The sequence below is a fragment of the Gordonia sp. X0973 genome, assembly GCF_013348785.1.
In the GTDB taxonomy this organism is placed as follows: Bacteria; Actinomycetota; Actinomycetes; order Mycobacteriales; family Mycobacteriaceae; genus Gordonia.
The window spans coordinates 2,518,879-2,538,277 of sequence record NZ_CP054691.1; the positions used below are offsets into that span (position 1 = coordinate 2,518,879).

Genomic DNA, 19,399 nt, shown 5'->3' on the forward strand with positions numbered 1-19,399 from the left:
TCGAACTCCTCGCGTCGTACGATGTCAAGTATTGGTCAAAAGGGAATGAAGGTGGTCTCGTAGGCTTCCCGCTCGGAGTCGGGTACGTACCCAGCCCCCCACGAGTCCCCGAGGATCTCGGCGTCGGTGTCGATGTCGACGCCGCGGAAGTCCATCCGCAGCGCTTCGCGGATCATCTTCGCCCCACGCTCCGCTTGATCCGCCGGCACCGAAGCGAGCACCTCGTCGTGGATCGGCAGCCGCAGGTACGGGCCGAACCCGTCGTCGTACAGCCGAAGCAGTCCGGCGCAGGTGACGTCTCGCGACGTCGACTGAACGAGGTAGTTCGTCGATGCGTAGATCCGGCTTTCGTCGACCGGCAGCACCCGCCCGGTGGGGGTGGTGACATACCCAAGCTGGCGAGCCTCTTCTTCTGCGGCTCGAGCGAACTGCGCTACACCGGGGTATGTCGAGCGGAACGCGTCGATGACCCGCTTCGCGTCGGGGAACGAGATCCCCGCACCCTCCGCCAGCTTCGCCGGCCCTCCGCCGTACACCTGAAGGAAGTTAGCCATCTTCCCGACTTTGCGGTCAACACCCGCGGCGTCAGCGGTGATCTGGTGGAGATCCGCGTCGTGCTGGAACGCTCGGCGCATCACGGTGTCGCCGCTCAGCGCCGCAAGAACACGGAGTTCCTGTGCTTTGTAGTCGACCGACACCAGCGATTCCCCAGGATCGGGTATGAAGCATCTCCGAATCATCCAGTCGGAAGATGGGAGCGTCTGCGCCGGAATCCCGGTGATCGACATCCGAGCAGTGCGGGCACGAAGCGGGTTGATCGAAGGGTGGACTCGGTTGTTTGTGTCCATCCCCGCCAAGAACCCATCTACCCACGTCGTCCTCCACTTCCGAGTTCGCTTCGCCTCGATGACGAGACGCGCCAGCTCCCCTTCCGGTGCGTCCAGCTCGGAGAGGTCGTCGAGCAGCTTTTTGTCGACCTTCCGCCGTCCGGTCGGAGTACGACCTCGCACCTTCACACCTAGCTCTTCGAGAGCGTCGGCTACCTGCTCGGTGGAGTTCGGCGACTCAACGCCGAACGTCTCGAACAGCCGATCGCCTGCGGCGTCCTCCTCGCGCCGAAGTCGGTTCGACAGCTTCCGCGAGTAGGTGGTGTCGACGAGGAAGCCGTTTCGCTCCATCACCGCGCACACCTCGGCCAGCCGGTGCTCGTACGCGACCAGCCCGCGGGCAGACGCCGGAACGAGCGGCTCGAGCTTCTCCCGCAGCCGGTACGCGAGGATCGGGTCCATCCCGGCGTAGAGCAGGTAGTCGGGGTTGTCGATGTCGACGACCGACCACACCTGCGACTGCGTCGTCTTCATCTCCTTCGCGAGGAGCTTGACCAACACCTTCACCTCGTCGGCTACCGCGGGGTCGATCAGTGCTCGGGTGAGCGCCTCCAGCGAGTGGCCGATCCCACCTTCCTCTTGACCACGGGGGTCGATGAGGTGGGCGAGGATGCGGGTGTCGACGACCTTCCCGAAGGTCTCCTCCAGCGGGATGCTGAAGCAGCGGTCGATGACCTGCAAGTCGTACATCGCGTTGTGGAAGATGAAATGACGTCCCGACGTCAACACCTCGCAAGCGGCCTTGGTGAACTCCCAGCCCTTCTCAACCGGGAGAACCCACCCGGTCGTAGCGTTCCCGAACTGGACCGTCCGAACCCGGAAGTCGTCGGAGAAGATGTCGAGGCCGGTCGTCTCGGTGTCAGCACCGAGTACCGACTTCTGTTCGATCCAATCGAAGAACGCTCCGAGATCCTCCGGACGCTCGACGACGTGGATGTCCACCGACTCGCCGGCGACGCTAGTCATCGTCGTCTTCATAGACTCTCCTTCGATGCTTGGGGTCTCGGTGCTTCTTCGGGGTGTGGGGGCGGGCGCGGCTTCCGCGCCGGAGTTCGTCCCGCCTCCGCCACCCGGTCAACCCGCTCGAGTCGGGTTGACGCATCAGGTTGCCGGAGGTCCGACGAACCACTCGAAGACGATCGACAACGCGAGCCCAACGACGACGCCGGCTGCGAAGATCATTCGTCGTCCTCCGAGATGACCTGCACCGCGACGAACGTCGCGATCGTGTCGAGGTTGTGGCCGAGGGTGGACTGCCCGAACTCGAGGCTGGACCCTTCGAGTTCGAACCCCCCGTCGTCGGGGTGGAGCGCGATCGTCAGGAACTTCCCGGTGACGACGTAGTCCAACACGATGTACGTCAGCCGCTCGCCGTCCATCATCGTGAGCTGGAGAAACGTCTTCGGGCAGTCGAAGAGGTCTTCGGCGGTGGGCGCGGGTGCAGTCACGGTTCTCCTAAGTTGTGTGAAAGAGGGCCACCGGGGAGGCGGGAATCTCCCATCCGCTCTCCCCGATGACCCTATTCTAACATCGCCGTTCGGGCGATGTCAAGTCATCGACCTACAGATCGAAGAACACGAACTTGCCTCCCTGCCCCGGAGGAGCCCACGCGTGCCACGTCCGACCGTTTTTGGTGCCGGTCTTGTACGACCAATCCGGGCCGGGCGCTTCCGGAGCGCCGGCAGGCGGTTCCTGGCGAGCCGGTCGACCACCACCGGAGTTGCCTCCCGAAGGTGCGGCGGAGCGCTGCCCGCCGCCTCCGCCGAAGCCGAGCGACTGGAACTTCTTCGCGGCACCTGCGGTCTTCTCCATCAGCGTGACGATCTCGGCGTCGAGCTGGGAGGTCGCGTCGGCGACCGAATCGGCGTGGATGACAATCCACGGAGCCTCGGATCCGCTACCTCCCTTCAGGGTGACGACGACCTTCCCGCCGGAGTCCGTCAGAACCGGCTTGACCGAGACGGCGGTGGTGCCGACAGGCGCGGCGGGTTCGGGAGCCTGTTCAGGCTCGGGGGTGTCGACGGCGAACGGGTCGTATGCAGTCATTTTCTCTCCTTCGAGTTCCCCACCTGGTGGTAGGGGTCAATTTGATGTGGCAGCAGGTTCAGCAGGTGCAGAACCGTCACCGCGGTTACGGCTCGGACGAGCCACGGGTGCTTCTCCAGCCAGCGGTCGAACGCGTGGCTGAGAAGCTGGTCTTTCTCGGCGAGCAGCTCGTGAGCCAGCCCGAGTAGGACTAACACCGCGACTCCCTGCTCGCCGCTAAGCGGGTACTTCACCGCGGCCAAACGGCGTAGTCGACGACCTCCGGTTCCAGCAGGAACTCCGGTCGGTCGTTGATGTCGGCCGCTATCGCCCACAGCAGCTCGGTGGCGGCTTCGTAGTTCTCGACGTCGGCGACCGTCTCGACTTCCATCTTGAGTAGGAACTTCATCGGATCGGACATCCTCCGGTACCGCACTCCTCGTCTACGCCGTCAGCGACTTCCGACGTCGCGTACGCCTCGTACTCCTCGCGGGTGAGCCGCTCGTACGGCGACAACTCCATCGACGCTTCCGGGAAGACGGTCGCGCCCTTCAGCAGCCCTCCGCGGTCGAGAAGCGAACGGCGGATCTCCGACGACGAGTACTGCGACGGGTTGAAGTTCGCGGTGTATGAGACCGCGTTGTCAGCCCACCCGCGCTGATACATCTCTTGGAAGGAGAGCATCTGATCGAGCGTCAGCTCGTCGGCACCCTCGACGACGTCGGAGGAATCCAAGCCGATGTTCTCCACCGCTTCGACGAGGGAGTCCTTCGTCGGGATCTCGACGACCGCGGTGTTGTCCGCGTAGATGTCGTCGACCACCCGGAAGCCTCGCCGGCGGTAGTCCTCGACCTGCGCGACCTGATCCGGGTCGACCGTCGAGAACCGAATCCGCCGAAGGAAGTACTTCGAGAAGATCGGGTGGACCCCCTCGGAGACTCCCGGCATCTTCGCGATCGTCCCGGTCGGCGCTACCGTCCGCTTCTTGACGGGCACCGGGATGCGCAGCTGGTGGCTGTAATCCACCGCCGCTTCATCGACGTACTTCGCTAGCGACCTAAGCTCCCAATCGAACGAGGTGTTCGGCGCATCGGAGTACCGCTGGCCGATCATCGCGAGGTACGACGCAACACCGAGGTGTCCGACGCCGATCCGGCGGTTGCGGTCGAGCACCTCCCGCGAGAGCGGGTCGGTAACCGGCGCGAACGTCGCTCGGATCAAAAACCGCGTCATCAGCGTGTGTGCTCGAAGCAACTCGGACCACGCGACCGTCCCCGTCTTCGGATCGACGAACGCAGCGAGGTTGACGTGACCGAGGTTGCACGGCTCCCAGTCCTCAAGCACAATTTCTGCGCAGGGGTTAGTTGCATGTACAACATTTGGCTCGCCGACATTCGACAGCGACGAGTCCCAAAAGCCAGGCTCGCCGTTCAGCCGCATACCCTCGGCGATGAGTTGGAAAACTTCGCGAGCGAGGGCTGACCGCAGGCCGGCGTCGAGAGCCGGACCGCGGACTCGCTCCCAGAACTCCGCGTCGACCTCCACCGAGATGTTCGTCGACCAATGCGAGATCCCCGACTGCTTGCACTTGATGAAATCGATGATGTCTGGGTCGTCCCACCGCATAATCGACATCCGCGCCGACCGCCGAACACCGCCGGAGACGACGCACTCAGCGAGAGCGTGGTCGATCTCCATCGCGGCGAGGCCGGTCAACCAATCGTGTGTGTTCATCGTGCCAGCGATCGACCGCAGCGCCTTCGCGAGCGGAGCCGGGCCAGATGCCGTCCCCCCAAACGTTTTGAGCCGAGAGCCGGCTGCGCGGACGTTCGAGACGTCGTAGACGCGGTTCGAGTTCTTGACGTCCTCGCGGTAGTACGTCGAGATCAGATCGACGACCGCAGCCGCCCACCCTTCTCGGCTGTCCTCGACTTCGAACGCGCCGTCCCAGTCCGACGAGTACTCCTCCGAGAGGAGACCCGCGTCGACCATCGCGTCGTAGTCCGGATGTCCGGGGTCGCAAACGACGTGGACGCTGAGGAACTGCTGGAAGTTGCTGTAGTCGGGGATGCGCGAGTAGTTCGCTCCGACTCCGCCGCCTTCCATCAGCCGCATAAACGTGAACTCGAAATGCTTAGCGGGGTCATCGTCGAGCCACCCGCTCACCCAGCAGTTGAAGAGGTGGGTTGCTCCCTTCACGCCCGACGCCCACAAATGCCGGCCCGCGGGGATGATCTGGAAGTCGGTCATCATCCGGATCAGCTCGTCGCGCTCGCCGGGGATGAGGCGGGCGTCCTCGACGAGAGCGATGTTCCCGTCGACCACCCGCTCGACCGTCTCCGGCCACGTCTCCTTCGAGCCGTCAGGCTTCGGACGCGAGTACGTCCGTTCGTAGACCGTTCTCCCGGTCTCAGAAAAATGCATCTAGTTCCTTCAGTGTCTCGTTTAGTAGTTCGACGCTCTCCGCGCTGACGAAGTGCTCGAGGTCGCCGATCAGCATCGCGTCGGCGAGCACAGCTGCCTTTCGAGCAGCGCTGCCGCACTCCTCCCACGCGAACCGAGTACCGATCACCCCGACGACGTCGAGCCACCTGTCGACGCAGAAGTCGATGACGAGTTGGCGCTCGTCGCCGGCGCTTGGTACGACGAGGACGACCGGCTGCCCCTCCGGCGGGAATGCACCTTCGTAGAGGGGGAACGCGGTAACGCCGCTCAGCCTGTTAACAAACGGGGAGTCAGCCGGTTCGATGAACGCGAGGTTCAACTCGGCTCGTCGTTCTTCGCGATGACGGCGTAGCGGTACTCACCGCGGCTGCGCTGGTCGATCCGGTGGACGCGCAGGACGTCGTCGTATTCCCGCTGCGCGGCGGCGAGGGCCTCCTGCTCGTAGAGCGCGGGATCACCGCGGAGAGCCCACAGGATCTTCACCCCGAGGACGACCTCGCGGTAGCCGCGGATGATCTCGTCGACCGAGATCACCTTCCACGACCGCTCTTCCTTCGTCTTCACCGCTTCGCGGACGTGATCGCGGAGAGCCGCCGACGACGGGTCTACCCCCTTCACGACGCGTGGCGCGAGGAGCTGGTCGGTCGCCAGCTGTTCAGCGAGGCTATGCATACGTCGCCTGCTCCCACTCGTCCCAGTTCTCGAAAAGAGGCTGCGGCGCTTGGTCGTGGTTGGGGTACAGCTCGGGGATCGTCCACGCCCTGTACATCTCGATTCCGCCGGCCCCGTTGAAGATCGAGTCGTAGATCGACAACGACGTTTCGTACTTCGATGGTGCGTCGATCACGCCGCGTCTCCCATCTCTCGGTAGCCAACCGCGGTGAACACCCGCACGCCGTCGCCGTGTTTGTGGATGTCCTTCGGGGTGGGCTTCACCTCGGCGAAGTCGGTGAGGAACTTCGCGCCGAGTTTGAGCATCTCCTGCACGCCTTTGTGCGCGATATCGACTTCTGTCATGCCGCGCTTCGGCAGCACAAACGACCGCACACCGTGCTTAATCAGCGTCATACTTCCTCCGTTCGTAGTAGCCCCGAGAGGGCTCCGGCTCTTGCTGTTCGACCTCCATCGGGGGAGGTTGGGGATTCGGTCGGCCCAACCCGTCTCCGAGCGTCTTTCCGGGTTCGTCCGACCACTCCTCCCTCCGCTCGCGAGATGCGTTGTTCATCTCGTCAGTAAGCGCGATGTGGGCGTTGTAGAGGAGGTTCTGACTCTTTTTCGACCCCATCCGTTCGTCGTTCTCGTACCGACGACGGAGGATGTCCCAGTAATCCCAGTGCCTATCGTGAAGTCTGCCCATCCCATCGAGGAAGTCATCGACCGCCTTAGGCCCGTGCACTTCCCGTTTCAACACCTGTTTGACAACGTCGATTGAGTAGTCGTAATCGGCTCGAAACTTGCGGTCATCCTGGATGTCTTTGCCACAGATGCGCCGGGCGGTGACCTTCAGGTAGGTGTACACGTTCGGCCACTTCTCCCACCCGGCCAGCTTCCGTCGGGCGGTGTCGTTCTCGAAGTACCAGACATACAACTCCTGGATGATCTCCTCGACGTCTAGTCGAGTCCACCCCTCGTTCTTCACAGACCAAGCGGCCTTTTCAAAGAGCGTTTGGATCTCGACAAGGGGCGCTTCGACGACTTCGTTTAGATTCGCCACGTCTCGCCCCCGGCGATGAAGGCTCCCTTCGTGATCGGGATGATCTCCGGCTTCACGACGTTCCCGTCGATGTGGAGCATTCCGAATCCCTGCTTCCAGTTGGCCGACCCGCCTTTGAGGTACTGCGCCTTCTTCATGTCCATCAGGTTCCCGACCTCCATCCCGGAGACGTCAACCACCGATCGGCCGGCGTACCCCGACGAGAAGTGCGAGAGCCCGAGTCGGTGGGTATGCCCGCAGACGACTGACTTCCCGAACTTCTTCGCGGCGTTCAGCGCGGTGGAACCCGAGATCTGCGAGAGCCGGATACCGCCGCGGTGGCCGTGCGTCGACAGCCACCCCGGAGCGATGTCGTAGAACTCCGGGAGGAGTTCCACGCCGAACCCGTCGAAGTCGAGCAGTACGTCCATATCGAACGCGTTCGACTCCGCGAGCGCGGGTGCGTACTTCTCGAGGTAGACCCGAGCACGCTCGTCGTGGTTGCCTTCGTGCGCCCCGACCGGACCGTCGTAGACCTTCCGGAGAGGATCAAGAAACTGACGCTTCGTTTGCTCCGCGTCCTTCTGCACCGACCCCTCGAACTCGCCGCGTGTTCCTTTCGTCCACCGCGACGGCTGAGGGAGATCCAGCAGGTCTCCGATCTGGACAACCTCGTCGGGCTGCGAGGCACCGATGAAGTCGATCACCCGCTGAGTCGCACGCCGATCGTGGAACGGCAGCTGGACGTCGGGGATGATGACGACCGTCTTAACGCCGGGGGTCGACGATCGGCTCGGCACAGCGCGAGCTTTGCCTTTCGACGCCGACGCGTTGCTAGGCTCAGCCATCCAGAACCTCGGTGTAGGGGGCGTATTCCTCGGTCAGTTCTTCGATCCCGGACGCTGGAAAACTGTCCTTCGCCCACACCGCGCCAAACTCGACGCGGAGGTACTCGTCACCGTCGTTGTCGGTGAACCTCGTCCCTGCCGGGAACTCCCGCCAATCATCCAGCGATAGCGGTTCTGAGAACCCGCCGTTGGCTGATGTCAAGTCATCGCCGCCGAGACGACCAATTTCGCGGTCGACGAACCACCTCGCTTTCCGGAGGTCTTCGAGCGGATTACCTTTCACGACGCCGTCGACTCGACACGACCGCGCGATGTACTGCACCGCTTGGCCGGCGTTCGCCGTCAGCTGCTCGGAGATTTGGATCGTCTCGACGTCGCCGAACTGGTAGTAGCTCGGGTTCAAGCTAGACACCATCCACCTCCAACTCGATCAGCGACCGCTCAAGTGCGCTGTAGATCATGTTGTTGTACTCGTTGGTGAATACGTCGTCGGACGGGGTGACTCCGGTCAGCCGGAACTCAGCCTCGCCGGTGGTAACGTCGGTAACGCGCATCTGGCACTTCAATTGAGAATCCCTTCGATTCGGTCGGGCCTATAACCCGTCCACATGTCGTACGCGGTCATCACGACCGGAGCCTCTTTAGCTCCGTATGAATCGGTGAGGACTCGCAGTTCTTCGTCTGAGAGGTCTTCGAGTCGGAACTCCTCGTACGGGATCTCCAGCTCTTCGAACTTCTTTTTCGTCATCCGGCACGGTTGACAGCTGTCCCGCGTGTAGATGATTGCCTCGGTCAACCGACCATCTCCTCTAGGGCCTCTACGCCCTCTCGTTGCACAAACGACGCGACGTCGTCGCCGTCGCTGAATTTCACTAAGCTGACGTTGTCAAGTTTTCCAGCCAACGAGCGTCCGAACTTCCATCCGGGCTCGTCTCCGTCGGCGAAGACGACGATCCGCTGATACCCCTCGAACAGCCGATCCCACGAGGGCCTCCACGAAGTGACTCCTGGAACACCGACCGTCGGAATGACCCGAGATCCGGCGATAGCGTCCAGCTCCCCTTCGGCGATCCCGACGACGTCTCCCCCGAGCGCGGCGGTGTTGTACAGCCACGGTCGATCGCCGGCGACGGTGTTGTACTTCCCGTGTCCTTGGTGGTCGTGGTCTTCGAGGCACCTAAACCGGATCGAACAGCAGTCACCAGGCCGCAGGTAGGGGATGGCAAGGGTGCCCCGAAGATGGCTATGCTCAGGAAGCGGTTCATCCACGTACCCGAGCGCGTACCGCTCGATCCCGTCGACCAGCAGCCCGCGGGTTCGCAGATACTCCTCGGCGGGACTTCCCGGCATCGACGCGATGTACCTCGACGTCGCTTCCCGGAGCGATCTCCTGGAGTCGGCGCTGAGCTTCTTCAAACGAGATTCCCTCCTCGTGCCGGATGATCGAAATCGAGTCGCCGCGGACGTCGCAGACGAAGCAGTTCCACCCGTCGATCGACTCGTTCAACGATCCCGATTCGTGTTCGTCGTTGTGGAACGGGCAGAGCGCCGGCGTCCACCCCCACCTGTTGATCGGCGGAATCCAACCGGGGTAGTAGTGCTTGATCGTCGAGATCACGAGAAGGTGACTTGCTTGTACTTCCCGGTGGTGTATTTGTCCGGGTTCCAATCGCCGCCGACGCAGAAATACCCGACACCATCTCCGAAGAGGAACCCGCCATTCTGCCGGATGTAGAATTCAAAAACCCCGTCAAGGTTCTTCGCGCGAACGAGTTGGTTGAACGGGACGTTCTCCCACCCGGTGTATTTCGTCTTTTTGCTCACGCTGCCTCCTTCAGATGGACGGGAGCTACGCGCTTCCCGATTACGCCGAATGCCGGCGGTTGTTGTAGATAGCTGATTGCTCGCTCGAAGAACTCGACGTCGTCTCGAGCGTGTCCAAGCACCCCGCGGTTACACGACTTACACAGCAGGCCGCGGACGTATCCGGTTTGGTGGTCGTGGTCGACCGCCAACTTCCGGACTTTCCCGTTAGCGCGTCGGCAGATGTAGCAGAGCCCGCCTTGCGCTTCGTAGATCGCGTCGTACTCGTCGACCGAGAGCCCGTACCGCTCCATCCACCGCTTCTCGCGGGTGGCGGCTGCTCTTTCGTCTCGTCTTGCTCGGAAGTGTTCACCACACCGATTTCCCGGTGCCGGCTTACCGTTCCGCTGGATGTAGACCTTCCGGCGGTTGGGGTTGCCCTCCGCTGCGCAGTCGATGCACTGCCCCACTCTCCCTCACCCCCTCATTATAACATCGTTGTTCGTATGATGTCAAGTCACCGGCACACGAAACGTCGCAGATTACCAACTACTACTTGCAGACGACCGAAGCGACCTCGCGGTTGAACGACACCACACGCCCATCAACCGAGATCCGACACCACAGCTCCGATTTGGTATCTCCGCTGACCGCGTAGATCGACGGGTTGTCGGAGTTGGTAGTTCGCTGACGGAGATGCCCGCGGAACGAAACCGGCTTCGGCTCCGGACCGATGAACCACCCGTTGTCGACCTCGCCGCCGGCCTCGTAGAGCGTCGGCTTCATCTTCGGCTGAACGACGAACTCGTTCACCACGCCGATCCCTACCGCGATCGCGACCGCACCAACCACCGACGCCGCTGCTACGGCGATGTCCTTCTTCGAGGTCATACGAGATCCTTCAGCTGCATTCGGTCTCCGTCGAGTTCTAGTTCGGCTGTCATCCTACCCGTCGGGTCCGACTTCGATCCGCGGTTCTTCACGAGAGACACCACCAGCATGTCCGGCGAGAACTCCCCTACCGCCTGCCGTTTGTGGACCGTCAACACCATCTGCGGAACTCGACCGACCTGCCCCTTCAGACCGCTAAGCGGGATCGCCGTCACGCCGTCGTTGTGGGGTCCGGTTACGTGGTGGGTCGCGATGACGCACGCGCCGGTCCGTCGAGCGAGACCGTTGAGGTGGTCGAGCAACGCCTCCAGCCCGCCGAACGGATCTTCCTCGTTGCCGGCGAAGCCGCTGAGCACGTTCGTCAGGTTGTCGATGACGACTACCTCCGGCTCCCACAAATACGCCTCGTAGAGCGCGTCGATCTCTTCGTCGATGTCGTCGAGCGTCGGCTGAGCGTTGAAACTCCAGTAGATCGGAGCCCGCTGCACCTCGTCGCGGATCTCGCCAGCGATGAACTCCGCCTTCGTATCAGCGAGCGGAGCACCCGTCAGGATCGACGACGCCCGACCGATCTGCTCGGTCGCGTCGGAGTCGGCGGAGAAGTACATCGTCCGTACTCCAGCTTGCAGCGCGTACGACAGCGCGAGCGCGGACTTCCCAACGCCAGGAGCAGCGGCGATCATAGCGAGCTGACCGCGGAGGAACCGAGCACCGATTCGGTCGAAGGACTCCCACACCGTCGGCAGCGGTTCGCCTGCGTGGCCGCGGACGTTCCGACTCTGCCGGACGCTAACCACCACCGTCGCTTACCTCCTCCGTTGTTATCTTGTCGAACTGCTTTACGCCTTTGACGACCGTGTCGATTCCGATCTGGTGGGCATCTTCAAGATGAAGACTCTCGACAAAGACCACCGCCTGCCCATTCTTGAACTCCAGTTCAACCCTGAACTTCCGAGGTCGTCTAGTCACCACCTCAGTAAGCCTCCGCTTCCTCTTTGGTGATGAAGAAGTGGATGCCCGGAGCGCACTCGTCCCATCGGTCCTCTCCCCATCCGTTGTCGGGGGTGACCGTCTTCCCCACGTTGTAGATGAAATCGGTGTCGTGGACGCTGCGCGCTGAGGTGACGGGTTTGCCGTCGGCGTCGTAGATACCGAGCACGACAGCGCGGTCGGCGCGGCACTTCCGCCCAGTCGAATGCGATCGGCGGGCATCGGCGGGAATCTCCAGCTTGACCAGAACCGACCGATGCGGGTACTCGGCGGAACAAGCCTTCTTCCACCCGACCAGCGTCCCCTCCGGAAGGTGCGAGAGCTGGGCGAGCGGCAGCGGATCGAGGTCCGCGCCGTAGAGGTCCGCGCCGCGGAGGTTCGCGCCGCAGAGGTCCGCGCCGTAGAGGTTCGCGCCGCGGAGGTCCGCGCCGCGGAGGTCCGCGCCGCAGAGGTCCGCGCCGCGGAGGTTCGCGCCGCGGAGGTCCGCGCCGTAGAGGTCCGCGCCGTAGAGGTCCGCGCCGCGGAGGTTCGCGCCGCGGAGGTTCGCGCCGCAGAGGTCCGCGCCGTAGAGGTCCGCGCCGTAGAGGTCCGCGCCGTAGAGGTCCGCGCCGTAGAGGTCCGCGCCGCGGAGGTTCGCGCCGCGGAGGTTCGCGCCGCGGCTGGCTGCTTCAACGACCGCCGTACGGACGTCGTTTGCGTTCGACGCGGTGTAGATCGTCACTCCGCTGACGGTTTTGATCTCGATCATGTCTTCCTCTATTTCTCCCTTTGTATGATGTCAAGCATTAGGCCGCACGAAAATCGCAGGAGGATGCGACGTCGCAGAATCGGCACTTGGAGGGGTCAGGCTTCGGATCAAACCTCTCGTTTTGGATGTTGTCCTCCAGCTCTTCGAACTCCTCCGCCACCCGCGCCGGCGTCCACTCCGAGATGTCGTACTCCAGCGTCGGTTTGCCGGTCTTCGTCATGAAGTAGTCGCCCCGCGTCGGCTGCTCGACGTCGTACTCCTGCGCGATCGCCGCGGCGTACACCCCGAGCTGGAAGTCGTCCCCCGGCGTGTTGCCGGTCTTGACGTCGCGGACGACCAAACCTTCTTCACCCTCGACGACGAGGTCGATGAAACCTCGAACTGGAACGCTGCCGAACGTGGTGTTGAATCCCAGCTCCGACGCAACCTTCCCCGGAGACTCGTGGCCGTTGTGGTCGACGGTCTCATCACACCACCCCGGCGGGGTCTCCCACATCCTCTCGTTGGGGTGCTTCTCCGCCCAGTCGATGTAGCGGTTGATGTGCTCACGAGCGAGATCAAACCTTCTTGGGAGGTCGTCGGTAGCTCGGTACGGACCGCTCGACTGCCACCAATCGAAGTTCGGTGTCTCCGCGGTGTACTTCGACACCTCGCGGTCGTACGACGTCGCAACCACCGCCTCCGCTTCCTCGCGGCTCATCGTGCGGCCCGACTTCTCCCACCGCTCCACCCCTTCATGGACAGCCGACCCCATCGGGAGCCACGCCGCCGGCTTCTGCCAAACCTTCTTGATCCGAGCGAGGTAGTAGGACTGCGGACAGCGGTCGTACTGGTTCCGCTGCGAAACCGACCTGTACGCGGGCGGTTTCGCTTCAACCTCGACGCTCACGCCCACAGCTCCGCGATCGACGACTCCCCGACGAACGGGGTCCTCTCGACCTCGTGGTGATCAACGAACGTCGTGTGGATGTGACGCTGACATCCGCGCTTGCAGACGAGCCCCACCGCCTCGACGTACGCTGCGTCGTTGGTGCTGACCAACGTGGATCGAGCAATGACGAACCCGCCACCGTCGGGCAACTCGTCGACCGCGATCAAGCCTTCAACCTCGTAGTGGCGGATCACCCCGACGAGGTCTGCGTCCTCGACGTCGTCAATCCCCGGCGTGTCGGTCGCGGCGGGCGCACTCAGCATGTGTTCTCCTTGTTCAGTACGTTGCGGAAGTTGGTGGCAACTTCCATATCTTGTTCCGACCCTCGTCGGTAAGCCGGATGTCGTCGTTCACTCGCAACATCAGGTCTCCGTCTTCGGGTAGCCGGTCAGCGTATCGGTACCCCCCGACACTCGAGTCGCGGTTCGGTGGGATGGACGGGTCGAACTCAACCACCAGGTTGAAGTCCCGCAGCCTGCGGTGGAAGCTCTTCAGCCGCGATAGCGCGTCGTCGCTCATACCTCTACCGCCGGTGACGACCCACTCCGCGTGGTGGCGGAGACATTTGTCGATCGCCGACCGCTGGAAGTCGGTTGACACCTTCCACGGGAAGTGATCGCGCTGAACCTGCGCACGCGGCGTCAACTTCCCGCCGTAGGTGTGGACGATGTACGAGATGTAAGCTCGTGTAACACCGAACTCGCGGGCGATTTCGGATTGATTCATCCCCTTCGCCTTTAGGTCTTCGACGTCCTGTATCGTGATAATCGGCTGTCCGGCCATGCCTTCTCCTATACTTCGAGTTGCTAACCTTTCGTGTCTGATTATACTTGACTTCGGCCGAACGATCAACTGTAGTGTATGTCAGCGACCCCGGATCAGGTGCGTAATTTCGCATATCACCCAAACCGGGGTCCACGCGCCGCAGCTGAGCACGATGAACACCAGATGCGCCGTCCGAGCGGGTGGCCGCGACCGCGGCGACTCGACGAAGTACACCGACTGGAGTCGGTGTTGATCGAGCGGGTCCACCGGGCTCAGGTGGTGGTACATACCTTCTCCCCTCATGCCTTCATTGTAACATCATCCCATGGCCGATGTCAAGTATCGGACTACAGCATACCTTCTTGGGTTGGTAGTTTCGCTGTGAGGCCGCAGAACTGCGTTGGTGCGCGCGAGGGTGTATCGCGGTCGAGAGCCGTAGAGAGGTTGGCGGTCGGCGGCGAGGTTCCCGCGGTAGCGTTTCATATTCATACCTTTCATTCGGTTGTCTAGTTTCCAACCCTCGCCCCTTGCGCGGTGTCAAGGGACCGGGCAAGCGGCTAGTCGACGATCTCGAAAACTCCTACTTGGTCGACCGTTACGAATCGACCTTCGATCTCGAGGTCGCGGGAAAACGCTTTGTAATCGAAGTAGTTTTCGACGGTCTTTCTCATATCTTCTCGGATCTCCGGGAGTATGAACTCAGCTACGTGTTCGTACGTGACATCTTCCAGCGAGCCCCACGGACCGATCACGTTGTCGGGGTCGAAGGTGTCGAGGTCAATCGAACCGTTGTAGTCGAGGTACGCGCATAGCTTGTTGAGGTCGTCGTCATCGAACGATGCAACGCGGGTCAACTTCTCGGAGTCGGGGTACTCCCCCAACCAGTCCGCGATTGTCTTCGGCAGATCGTCGTAATCGGTAACAAACCATTCCTCATGATTGGTCTCGCACGTTTGGATAGCGCCGTGCTCAAGCACTCGCTCGATAGCTTCGTCGACATCTTCGGTGTCGGGGTCAACCCACGCGCCTACCAACGACCCCGAGTTATAAGCGGCCAGGTCTGTGATGAAAGCTTTCATGTCTTTGTCCCTACTCTTCGTCAAGTTCTTCGATAGCGAGACGTAGCTTTTGTACGGCTCCCTGAATACTGCCCGCCGCGTGTTGTTCCGCTCTGCTCAGTTCGTCCCACTCCATATCCAGGTGATCCACCTTTTCGCTGAGCCGGTCGCGGATAGCGGCTAGTTCCGCCGCTAGTTCGTCGGCTAGGTCTGCGCGGGTGACTTCCATGTTCATTACTCCGTTCTCAATTCCAACTCGGACCGCGAGCGAACTTCGTTCGCGAGCCAAGCAAGAATCAAGCTTTGAATATCAGCAACCCGACCCGGCGGATGTCGGCGAGTTGATACCTACCGCGCGGCCACCAGACCTCGACAACCTCGATAGGCGTACCGACGTACTCGATACCGAACAACTCGCAGTAGATCGCCGCGTCCGTACCTCGCGTTTGCGTCTTCACACCTCACCGCCGATACGCTTGCCACAGCGTCGGAGAGCGCACGGCGTATCCGGGTCAGTCTCGGTTGCGCCCATCGTGATCACCCGATAGCTAGGCGGTAGCGCGTTGCGGATGTCGCCGAGACACTCGGCGTGCGCTACCCAACTCTCTGACGACGGTTCGGAGAGCGGACCTTCTGCGATCTGGAATGTGACGCCGTATAGCCTCATACCTCAGACTCCCCGCAAATTCGGTTCCCCATCGTCCGGCAATTCCAGCCCGACTCATCTTCGTCAATCACGCCGTCGCCGTTGTCGTCTCCGCTACGCGTCGACAACTGATCGTCTCCGCGCGCTGCGACCGCAGACAGCTGCGAGTTGTGGTCGCGGACTTCGGCGTCGATAACGCCGGCACCCACGCCGACCGCGAAAGCGGTAGCGAGAGCCGCGAAACACCCAAGCATTTTCATCGTTGTTCCCTTCGTTGGTAGTTGTGTCCAACTCCGTCCCCCGAGCGATGTCAAGGGATGAAGCAAGCTACAAGTACTCGGAGATGAGGCGGTCGTAAGCCTGACGCTCAAGCTCGGCGCGCTCGATTTCGTTCCACTCATCCCACTCGGCGGGGTCGAATATATCCGCGATCATCGCTGACCACCTCGCACGCCGATGATCCACACCACGTTAGGGCGGCGATTAGCGGTAGCGCGGTGGCGACCCGACTCACGCGGGAACTGGTGCTCCCAACCGAGACGGTCTCGCAGTTCGTTGATTCCCATCTGAGATTCTCCGTTCGTTTCGTTCTGACCCCTTGAGTAAACACCGGTAGCCGGGTGATGTCAAGTCGTATTTCGAAATTAGTCAGCGGAAACAGCGGTATTCGCAGGTCAGCGACAGGAAATTGCAGCCGGCACTACGCCGCGTCGGGCCGCTTAGCGGGGGGTGCCGGCAACGGGGGGCGTACCTACCGGGGGTGTGAGCACGTCGGGTCGGGGTGAGCGGCGGGGGGGGTGTATAGCCGGGGCAGGGTGTGTGTGGGGTGGGGTATAGCAGGGGGTGGGGTGGGCCCCCTACTACGGGGTGGGGTATGGGGCGGGGTGAGGGGTGGCACACCCCGCGGGGCAGGGGCAGGCAGGGGCAGGGACCTAGGCACGCTCCCGCGTCGGGGTCTGGGTGCAGCGGGCAGACCAGGGTGGGCAGGCGCGGCGCGCTCCCCCCGGACCCCCACCCGGGTTACCCCCGCGCACCCGCCGGGCCGCTACGTAATACGGATGCCCGACTGCGTACGGGTCACAACTTACGGTACCGTAGGTTAGCGCCGCTTCGCGCTCTCGAGGCGCTCCGCGGGCTCCCACCAGCACCCCCACCCGTCTGAGGAAGACGCCGCCTTCGCCGGCTCAGCCCCACCCCCACCCAAAAATTGGTTTCAGAATCACCGCAGGTCAGCGCGTTGCGTCAAAATCTCTTTATAACGGTTTGGTAACGGTAGGGGACAGAGACCCTCATACTAGCCACCTATGAATGTAGGGAGGTAAGAGATATAAAGGAAACAACACCGCCAACAACACCGCCCGGTGGCTGATGCCCCCGGTCGGTCGGGCCAGCCCTAAAAGGCTGGCACCACGATCGGTTGGTCGCCGCTGAGGGCGGCTCCCCAAAAGAGCCGACCGATCTTCCAAGAAAACCTCGCTCGCTTCGCTCGCTCGGCAAAAGAAGGTTTCGTTCTCCGTCGATTCGAGTTTCACCGCCGGTGTCGGACTTGTTGGTCCTCCTCCGAAGTCTTGAGGACTTCGGGCGGGAACTATCGTTCCCCCACCGCGAGCACGCGCCCGCGTGCGCACACAACGGGAGAAACGTGAGCTGGTCTACCTCCCACCGCAAAGACCGCCTTCCTGACGGTTGGTCTTCGCTGAGACTGGACATCCTCCGCAGAGACGGGTGGAAGTGCCAACTCCGCTACCGCGGCTGCGTCAGCGCAGCCACCGAAGTAGATCACCGCAACCGCGGTGATGACCACCGACCCGAGAACCTCCAAGCCGCGTGCGCTAGATGCCACGCGACGAAGTCGAGCCGGGAAGGTGCCGAACAACGAGCGCGGATGCGCGCTCTACGCAGGCGACCCCGCGGTCGCCATCCAGGCCGTCTAGACGACGGCTAGCGACGAAGGTACCGACTCTGCGCTATCGCCCACGGTCAGTCCTGCCTCGGTGAGTCTACGGAGCACCGGGGCCGTCGCCTGACGCCCAGGAGGCGAAGTTGCCAGGCATGGGTCCACCCCCCAAACGATCCGAAGAGCGAGTCCGGCGGAACAAGCCGGAAGTACCGATTGAGAAGGTCGAGACCGTCGGAGAGGTCCGAGTCCCCGCGTTGGGGATCACCAAACCGCACAAAATCGTCCGCTCGCTCTACACGTCGATGCAGAAGTCCGGTCAGGCTAAGTACTTCGAGCCGTCGGATTGGGAGTTCGCTCGCCTCACGCTCGAGCTGCTCGATCGCCAGCTCAAAGCGCCGCGTCCGAACTCGCAGGTGCTCGCCACGATTATGTCCAACTTCACCGATCTACTGGTATCAGAGGGTGCTCGCCGCCGAATGCGGATCGAGATCGAACGCGTCGAGTCCGCCGGCGCTGAAGATCAGGATCTCGCTTCGTTGATGCTCGAGCGACAGGCACAAGGCTAGGTTCTGCCCACACCTCCGGCAGACCGCGACTAGCTGCGCCGACTCCCAGTAGCCGCGGTTGAGCTGCCTCTCCCCAGCTCCCGCACCCCCGCCGCGTTCTCACGCGCGGCGGGGTCAGCCTCGCCCCCGGCGACCCGATTAACCGCCTCTGTCGGGCGTCGGGGGCAGCTCCACCACGAAAGGGCCTGATGGCTACCACCTTCCCCGTCGAGTGGGGTCACCGGCCCGAGTACATGCCGCTGGTTCTCGTCCGCTCGCAGGACTTCTACCAGCAGATGATGATCGACCCCGAAGACGCGCTGCCGGTCGGGACCACCGCGCGCATCGACGTCGTGCGATCCAACCGATCGCGCGAGCTGGTCGCAACGTGGGACGGCATCTGCTCCGAAGAGCTGATCGAGTTCGCCGTCGAAAGCGAACTCATCGACGAGCTGCCTCGAACCGGCCTCGACTACTACCTCTACGTCGTATTCCCCGACACCCCCGACCTCGACTTCTGCGTCACCTACGGCGTCGTCGAGCACCTCTAGCGGACAGAACGAAGGACATACAGAACTATGGCTGTGCAAATCGCCGGAACCCGTCAGACGATGGCCGATTCCTACAAGAATATCGCAGGCAGCGGCGCGCCGTACGTCGCGCTCTACACCGGAAACCCCGGAGCTAGCGGCAACTCGAACGAGGTCACCGGAGGCACCCCCGCTTATGCGCGGAAGCAGACGACGTGGACCTCCGGCTCCGGCGGCGCGCTCAGCGGTACGTCGGTCACCATCGACGTCCCCGCCGGCACCTACACCTACGCCGGCATCTGGACCGCCGCCTCCGGCGGCTCGTGCATCGACTGGGTTGCGATCACCTCGACGACCCTCGGCGCGCAGGGCCAGATCGTCGTTACCCCGTCGTTCACCCAGACCTAAGACTTGACATCCGTCAAGCACCGATAACAAGGGAGAGATAGTTGGCAACCAAAAAGACAACTCCGGAAGTTGAGACGACCCCGGAAGTCGCTTACGTCGAGGCCGATTTCACCGGCGTGGCCGTCGCACAGAACGACCCCCAGCCGCCCGCGGCTGAGCAGATCGTCCAGTCGTTCGCCACCGACCTCGTCGAGTACATCGCCGCACAGCAGCGCCGGATCAACGAGCTGGAGTACGAACTCTCGCGTAAGTAAGGAGCAGCGGTGTTCACCCCGATTCCTCGCCG

General features: G+C 62.6%; 33 protein-coding genes. 6 read left to right on the forward strand and 27 right to left on the reverse strand.

Features of this window, described 5'->3' with window-relative positions; genetic code table 11:
• Positions 1–35 precede the first annotated feature (35 nt).
• The 17 genes from HUN08_RS12395 to HUN08_RS18560 form a co-directional block, all read right to left on the reverse strand.
• The gene (locus HUN08_RS12395; protein ID WP_124247178.1) at positions 36–1,865 is read right to left on the reverse strand and encodes a DNA polymerase; all 1,830 of its coding nucleotides are present in this window, start codon (positions 1,863–1,865) and stop codon (positions 36–38) included.
• Positions 1,866–2,065: 200 nt separating this feature from the next.
• Positions 2,066–2,335, reverse strand: coding sequence for a hypothetical protein (locus HUN08_RS12400; protein ID WP_124247177.1), 270 nt, complete (start codon positions 2,333–2,335; stop codon positions 2,066–2,068).
• Positions 2,336–2,447: 112 nt separating this feature from the next.
• On the reverse strand, positions 2,448–2,933 hold the full coding sequence (locus HUN08_RS12405) for a hypothetical protein (protein ID WP_124247176.1): 486 nt from the start codon (positions 2,931–2,933) through the stop codon (positions 2,448–2,450).
• A complete protein-coding gene (locus tag HUN08_RS12410) occupies positions 2,930–3,175 on the reverse strand; it encodes a hypothetical protein (RefSeq protein ID WP_124247175.1) in 246 nt (81 codons plus the stop codon). The genes HUN08_RS12405 and HUN08_RS12410 overlap by 4 nt, the downstream gene beginning before the upstream one ends.
• Positions 3,163–3,321 carry a hypothetical protein gene (locus tag HUN08_RS12415; RefSeq protein WP_165353497.1) on the reverse strand — a complete coding sequence of 53 codons (159 nt, stop codon included), beginning with the start codon at positions 3,319–3,321 and terminating at the stop codon, positions 3,163–3,165. Before HUN08_RS12415 ends, HUN08_RS12410 begins: the two co-directional genes overlap by 13 nt.
• Entirely contained in the window at positions 3,318–5,336 is a 2,019-nt protein-coding gene (gene nrdJ / locus HUN08_RS12420) for a ribonucleoside-triphosphate reductase, adenosylcobalamin-dependent (protein WP_124247174.1), read from the reverse strand. The genes HUN08_RS12415 and nrdJ overlap by 4 nt, the downstream gene beginning before the upstream one ends.
• Positions 5,323–5,676, reverse strand: a complete 354-nt coding sequence (locus HUN08_RS12425) for a hypothetical protein (protein WP_124247173.1) — start codon at positions 5,674–5,676, stop codon at positions 5,323–5,325. The genes nrdJ and HUN08_RS12425 overlap by 14 nt, the downstream gene beginning before the upstream one ends.
• The gene (locus HUN08_RS12430; RefSeq protein WP_124247172.1) at positions 5,673–6,029 is read right to left on the reverse strand and encodes a hypothetical protein; all 357 of its coding nucleotides are present in this window, start codon (positions 6,027–6,029) and stop codon (positions 5,673–5,675) included. The genes HUN08_RS12425 and HUN08_RS12430 overlap by 4 nt, the downstream gene beginning before the upstream one ends.
• Positions 6,022–6,204: a hypothetical protein gene (locus tag HUN08_RS12435; RefSeq protein ID WP_124247171.1), complete on the reverse strand. Its 183-nt coding sequence runs from the start codon at positions 6,202–6,204 to the stop codon at positions 6,022–6,024. The genes HUN08_RS12430 and HUN08_RS12435 overlap by 8 nt, the downstream gene beginning before the upstream one ends.
• Positions 6,201–6,425, reverse strand: coding sequence for a hypothetical protein (locus tag HUN08_RS12440; RefSeq protein WP_124247170.1), 225 nt, complete (start codon positions 6,423–6,425; stop codon positions 6,201–6,203). Before HUN08_RS12440 ends, HUN08_RS12435 begins: the two co-directional genes overlap by 4 nt.
• Positions 6,412–7,071, reverse strand: coding sequence for a hypothetical protein (locus tag HUN08_RS12445; RefSeq protein ID WP_124247169.1), 660 nt, complete (start codon positions 7,069–7,071; stop codon positions 6,412–6,414). The genes HUN08_RS12440 and HUN08_RS12445 overlap by 14 nt, the downstream gene beginning before the upstream one ends.
• Positions 7,059–7,850 carry a metallophosphoesterase gene (locus HUN08_RS12450; RefSeq protein ID WP_301546711.1) on the reverse strand — a complete coding sequence of 264 codons (792 nt, stop codon included), beginning with the start codon at positions 7,848–7,850 and terminating at the stop codon, positions 7,059–7,061. Before HUN08_RS12450 ends, HUN08_RS12445 begins: the two co-directional genes overlap by 13 nt.
• Before the next feature lie 40 nt (positions 7,851–7,890).
• Positions 7,891–8,301 carry a DUF3310 domain-containing protein gene (locus tag HUN08_RS12455; protein ID WP_174900925.1) on the reverse strand — a complete coding sequence of 137 codons (411 nt, stop codon included), beginning with the start codon at positions 8,299–8,301 and terminating at the stop codon, positions 7,891–7,893.
• Position 8,302: 1 nt separating this feature from the next.
• Positions 8,303–8,452, reverse strand: a complete 150-nt coding sequence (locus tag HUN08_RS12460) for a hypothetical protein (protein WP_165353498.1) — start codon at positions 8,450–8,452, stop codon at positions 8,303–8,305.
• Between the two features lie 8 nt (positions 8,453–8,460).
• Entirely contained in the window at positions 8,461–8,694 is a 234-nt protein-coding gene (locus HUN08_RS12465; RefSeq protein ID WP_124247167.1) for a glutaredoxin family protein, read from the reverse strand.
• Positions 8,691–9,248, reverse strand: coding sequence for a toprim domain-containing protein (locus HUN08_RS12470; RefSeq protein ID WP_165353499.1), 558 nt, complete (start codon positions 9,246–9,248; stop codon positions 8,691–8,693). The genes HUN08_RS12465 and HUN08_RS12470 overlap by 4 nt, the downstream gene beginning before the upstream one ends.
• Positions 9,160–9,405: a hypothetical protein gene (locus HUN08_RS18560; protein ID WP_367649950.1), complete on the reverse strand. Its 246-nt coding sequence runs from the start codon at positions 9,403–9,405 to the stop codon at positions 9,160–9,162. The genes HUN08_RS12470 and HUN08_RS18560 overlap by 89 nt, the downstream gene beginning before the upstream one ends.
• Between HUN08_RS18560 and HUN08_RS18395 the strand changes: the two genes are divergently transcribed.
• The gene (locus HUN08_RS18395; protein ID WP_301546713.1) at positions 9,338–9,493 is read left to right on the forward strand and encodes a hypothetical protein; all 156 of its coding nucleotides are present in this window, start codon (positions 9,338–9,340) and stop codon (positions 9,491–9,493) included. The two genes, HUN08_RS18560 and HUN08_RS18395, sit on opposite strands and share 68 nt — an antisense overlap.
• Before the next feature lie 19 nt (positions 9,494–9,512).
• Here HUN08_RS18395 and HUN08_RS12480 read toward each other — a convergent pair whose 3' ends face one another.
• The 10 genes from HUN08_RS12480 to HUN08_RS12525 all read right to left on the reverse strand — a co-directional run bounded on the left by HUN08_RS12480 (position 9,513) and on the right by HUN08_RS12525 (position 15,319).
• Positions 9,513–9,722, reverse strand: coding sequence for a hypothetical protein (locus tag HUN08_RS12480; protein WP_165353501.1), 210 nt, complete (start codon positions 9,720–9,722; stop codon positions 9,513–9,515).
• Positions 9,719–10,015: an endonuclease VII domain-containing protein gene (locus tag HUN08_RS12485; protein WP_301546714.1), complete on the reverse strand. Its 297-nt coding sequence runs from the start codon at positions 10,013–10,015 to the stop codon at positions 9,719–9,721. The genes HUN08_RS12480 and HUN08_RS12485 overlap by 4 nt, the downstream gene beginning before the upstream one ends.
• Positions 10,016–10,253: 238 nt before the next feature.
• Complete coding sequence (locus HUN08_RS12490; RefSeq protein WP_124247165.1) at positions 10,254–10,592, reverse strand: hypothetical protein; 339 nt, start codon at positions 10,590–10,592, stop codon at positions 10,254–10,256.
• Positions 10,589–11,392, reverse strand: coding sequence for an AAA family ATPase (locus HUN08_RS12495; protein WP_301546715.1), 804 nt, complete (start codon positions 11,390–11,392; stop codon positions 10,589–10,591). Before HUN08_RS12495 ends, HUN08_RS12490 begins: the two co-directional genes overlap by 4 nt.
• A 173-nt stretch (positions 11,393–11,565) precedes the next feature.
• The gene (locus tag HUN08_RS12500; protein ID WP_124247164.1) at positions 11,566–12,330 is read right to left on the reverse strand and encodes a pentapeptide repeat-containing protein; all 765 of its coding nucleotides are present in this window, start codon (positions 12,328–12,330) and stop codon (positions 11,566–11,568) included.
• Between the two features lie 37 nt (positions 12,331–12,367).
• Positions 12,368–13,219, reverse strand: a complete 852-nt coding sequence (locus HUN08_RS12505; RefSeq protein WP_124247163.1) for a PD-(D/E)XK nuclease family protein — start codon at positions 13,217–13,219, stop codon at positions 12,368–12,370.
• Positions 13,216–13,524: a hypothetical protein gene (locus tag HUN08_RS12510; protein ID WP_124247162.1), complete on the reverse strand. Its 309-nt coding sequence runs from the start codon at positions 13,522–13,524 to the stop codon at positions 13,216–13,218. Before HUN08_RS12510 ends, HUN08_RS12505 begins: the two co-directional genes overlap by 4 nt.
• Positions 13,525–13,537: 13 nt before the next feature.
• Entirely contained in the window at positions 13,538–14,044 is a 507-nt protein-coding gene (locus tag HUN08_RS12515) for an XRE family transcriptional regulator (RefSeq protein ID WP_124247161.1), read from the reverse strand.
• 539 nt (positions 14,045–14,583) lie between these two features.
• Positions 14,584–15,105: an antirestriction protein ArdA gene (locus tag HUN08_RS12520; protein WP_124247160.1), complete on the reverse strand. Its 522-nt coding sequence runs from the start codon at positions 15,103–15,105 to the stop codon at positions 14,584–14,586.
• A 10-nt stretch (positions 15,106–15,115) separates the two neighbouring features.
• Positions 15,116–15,319, reverse strand: a complete 204-nt coding sequence (locus HUN08_RS12525; protein ID WP_124247159.1) for a hypothetical protein — start codon at positions 15,317–15,319, stop codon at positions 15,116–15,118.
• A gap of 2,053 nt (positions 15,320–17,372) precedes the next feature.
• On the opposite strand from HUN08_RS12525, the gene HUN08_RS12530 reads away from it, so the two are divergent.
• The 5 genes from HUN08_RS12530 to HUN08_RS12550 all read left to right on the forward strand — a co-directional run bounded on the left by HUN08_RS12530 (position 17,373) and on the right by HUN08_RS12550 (position 19,367).
• A complete protein-coding gene (locus HUN08_RS12530) occupies positions 17,373–17,675 on the forward strand; it encodes an HNH endonuclease (RefSeq protein WP_124248715.1) in 303 nt (100 codons plus the stop codon).
• A 107-nt stretch (positions 17,676–17,782) separates the two neighbouring features.
• Positions 17,783–18,196, forward strand: a complete 414-nt coding sequence (locus tag HUN08_RS12535; protein WP_301546716.1) for a hypothetical protein — start codon at positions 17,783–17,785, stop codon at positions 18,194–18,196.
• 188 nt (positions 18,197–18,384) lie between these two features.
• Positions 18,385–18,726 (forward strand): hypothetical protein, encoded by a 342-nt coding sequence (locus tag HUN08_RS12540; protein WP_124248704.1) that lies wholly within the window; start codon positions 18,385–18,387, stop codon positions 18,724–18,726.
• A gap of 27 nt (positions 18,727–18,753) precedes the next feature.
• The gene (locus tag HUN08_RS12545) at positions 18,754–19,113 is read left to right on the forward strand and encodes a hypothetical protein (RefSeq protein WP_124248703.1); all 360 of its coding nucleotides are present in this window, start codon (positions 18,754–18,756) and stop codon (positions 19,111–19,113) included.
• 41 nt (positions 19,114–19,154) lie between these two features.
• Entirely contained in the window at positions 19,155–19,367 is a 213-nt protein-coding gene (locus tag HUN08_RS12550) for a hypothetical protein (RefSeq protein WP_124248702.1), read from the forward strand.
• Positions 19,368–19,399: the final 32 nt, after the last annotated feature.

What these genes read in the sequence shown, in the direction of transcription:
- HUN08_RS12460 (WP_165353498.1), bottom strand. Translation starts at nt 8,452, where the DNA reads ATGCGCGTTACCGACGTTACCACCGGCGAGGCTGAGTTCCGGCTGACC.
- HUN08_RS18395 (WP_301546713.1), top strand. Translation starts at nt 9,338, where the DNA reads ATGATCGAAATCGAGTCGCCGCGGACGTCGCAGACGAAGCAGTTCCAC.
- HUN08_RS12405 (WP_124247176.1), bottom strand. Translation starts at nt 2,933, where the DNA reads ATGACTGCATACGACCCGTTCGCCGTCGACACCCCCGAGCCTGAACAG.
- HUN08_RS12545 (WP_124248703.1), top strand. Translation starts at nt 18,754, where the DNA reads ATGGCTGTGCAAATCGCCGGAACCCGTCAGACGATGGCCGATTCCTAC.
- HUN08_RS12515 (WP_124247161.1), bottom strand. Translation starts at nt 14,044, where the DNA reads ATGGCCGGACAGCCGATTATCACGATACAGGACGTCGAAGACCTAAAG.
- HUN08_RS12520 (WP_124247160.1), bottom strand. Translation starts at nt 15,105, where the DNA reads ATGAAAGCTTTCATCACAGACCTGGCCGCTTATAACTCGGGGTCGTTG.
- HUN08_RS12470 (WP_165353499.1), bottom strand. Translation starts at nt 9,248, where the DNA reads ATGCCGGGAAGTCCCGCCGAGGAGTATCTGCGAACCCGCGGGCTGCTG.
- HUN08_RS12540 (WP_124248704.1), top strand. Translation starts at nt 18,385, where the DNA reads ATGGCTACCACCTTCCCCGTCGAGTGGGGTCACCGGCCCGAGTACATG.
- HUN08_RS12395 (WP_124247178.1), bottom strand. Translation starts at nt 1,865, where the DNA reads ATGAAGACGACGATGACTAGCGTCGCCGGCGAGTCGGTGGACATCCAC.
- HUN08_RS12510 (WP_124247162.1), bottom strand. Translation starts at nt 13,524, where the DNA reads ATGCTGAGTGCGCCCGCCGCGACCGACACGCCGGGGATTGACGACGTC.
- HUN08_RS12525 (WP_124247159.1), bottom strand. Translation starts at nt 15,319, where the DNA reads ATGAACATGGAAGTCACCCGCGCAGACCTAGCCGACGAACTAGCGGCG.
- HUN08_RS12485 (WP_301546714.1), bottom strand. Translation starts at nt 10,015, where the DNA reads ATGGAGCGGTACGGGCTCTCGGTCGACGAGTACGACGCGATCTACGAA.
- HUN08_RS12535 (WP_301546716.1), top strand. Translation starts at nt 17,783, where the DNA reads ATGGGTCCACCCCCCAAACGATCCGAAGAGCGAGTCCGGCGGAACAAG.
- HUN08_RS12500 (WP_124247164.1), bottom strand. Translation starts at nt 12,330, where the DNA reads ATGATCGAGATCAAAACCGTCAGCGGAGTGACGATCTACACCGCGTCG.
- nrdJ (WP_124247174.1), bottom strand. Translation starts at nt 5,336, where the DNA reads ATGCATTTTTCTGAGACCGGGAGAACGGTCTACGAACGGACGTACTCG.
- HUN08_RS12490 (WP_124247165.1), bottom strand. Translation starts at nt 10,592, where the DNA reads ATGACCTCGAAGAAGGACATCGCCGTAGCAGCGGCGTCGGTGGTTGGT.
- HUN08_RS12430 (WP_124247172.1), bottom strand. Translation starts at nt 6,029, where the DNA reads ATGCATAGCCTCGCTGAACAGCTGGCGACCGACCAGCTCCTCGCGCCA.
- HUN08_RS12440 (WP_124247170.1), bottom strand. Translation starts at nt 6,425, where the DNA reads ATGACGCTGATTAAGCACGGTGTGCGGTCGTTTGTGCTGCCGAAGCGC.
- HUN08_RS12415 (WP_165353497.1), bottom strand. Translation starts at nt 3,321, where the DNA reads ATGAAGTTCCTACTCAAGATGGAAGTCGAGACGGTCGCCGACGTCGAG.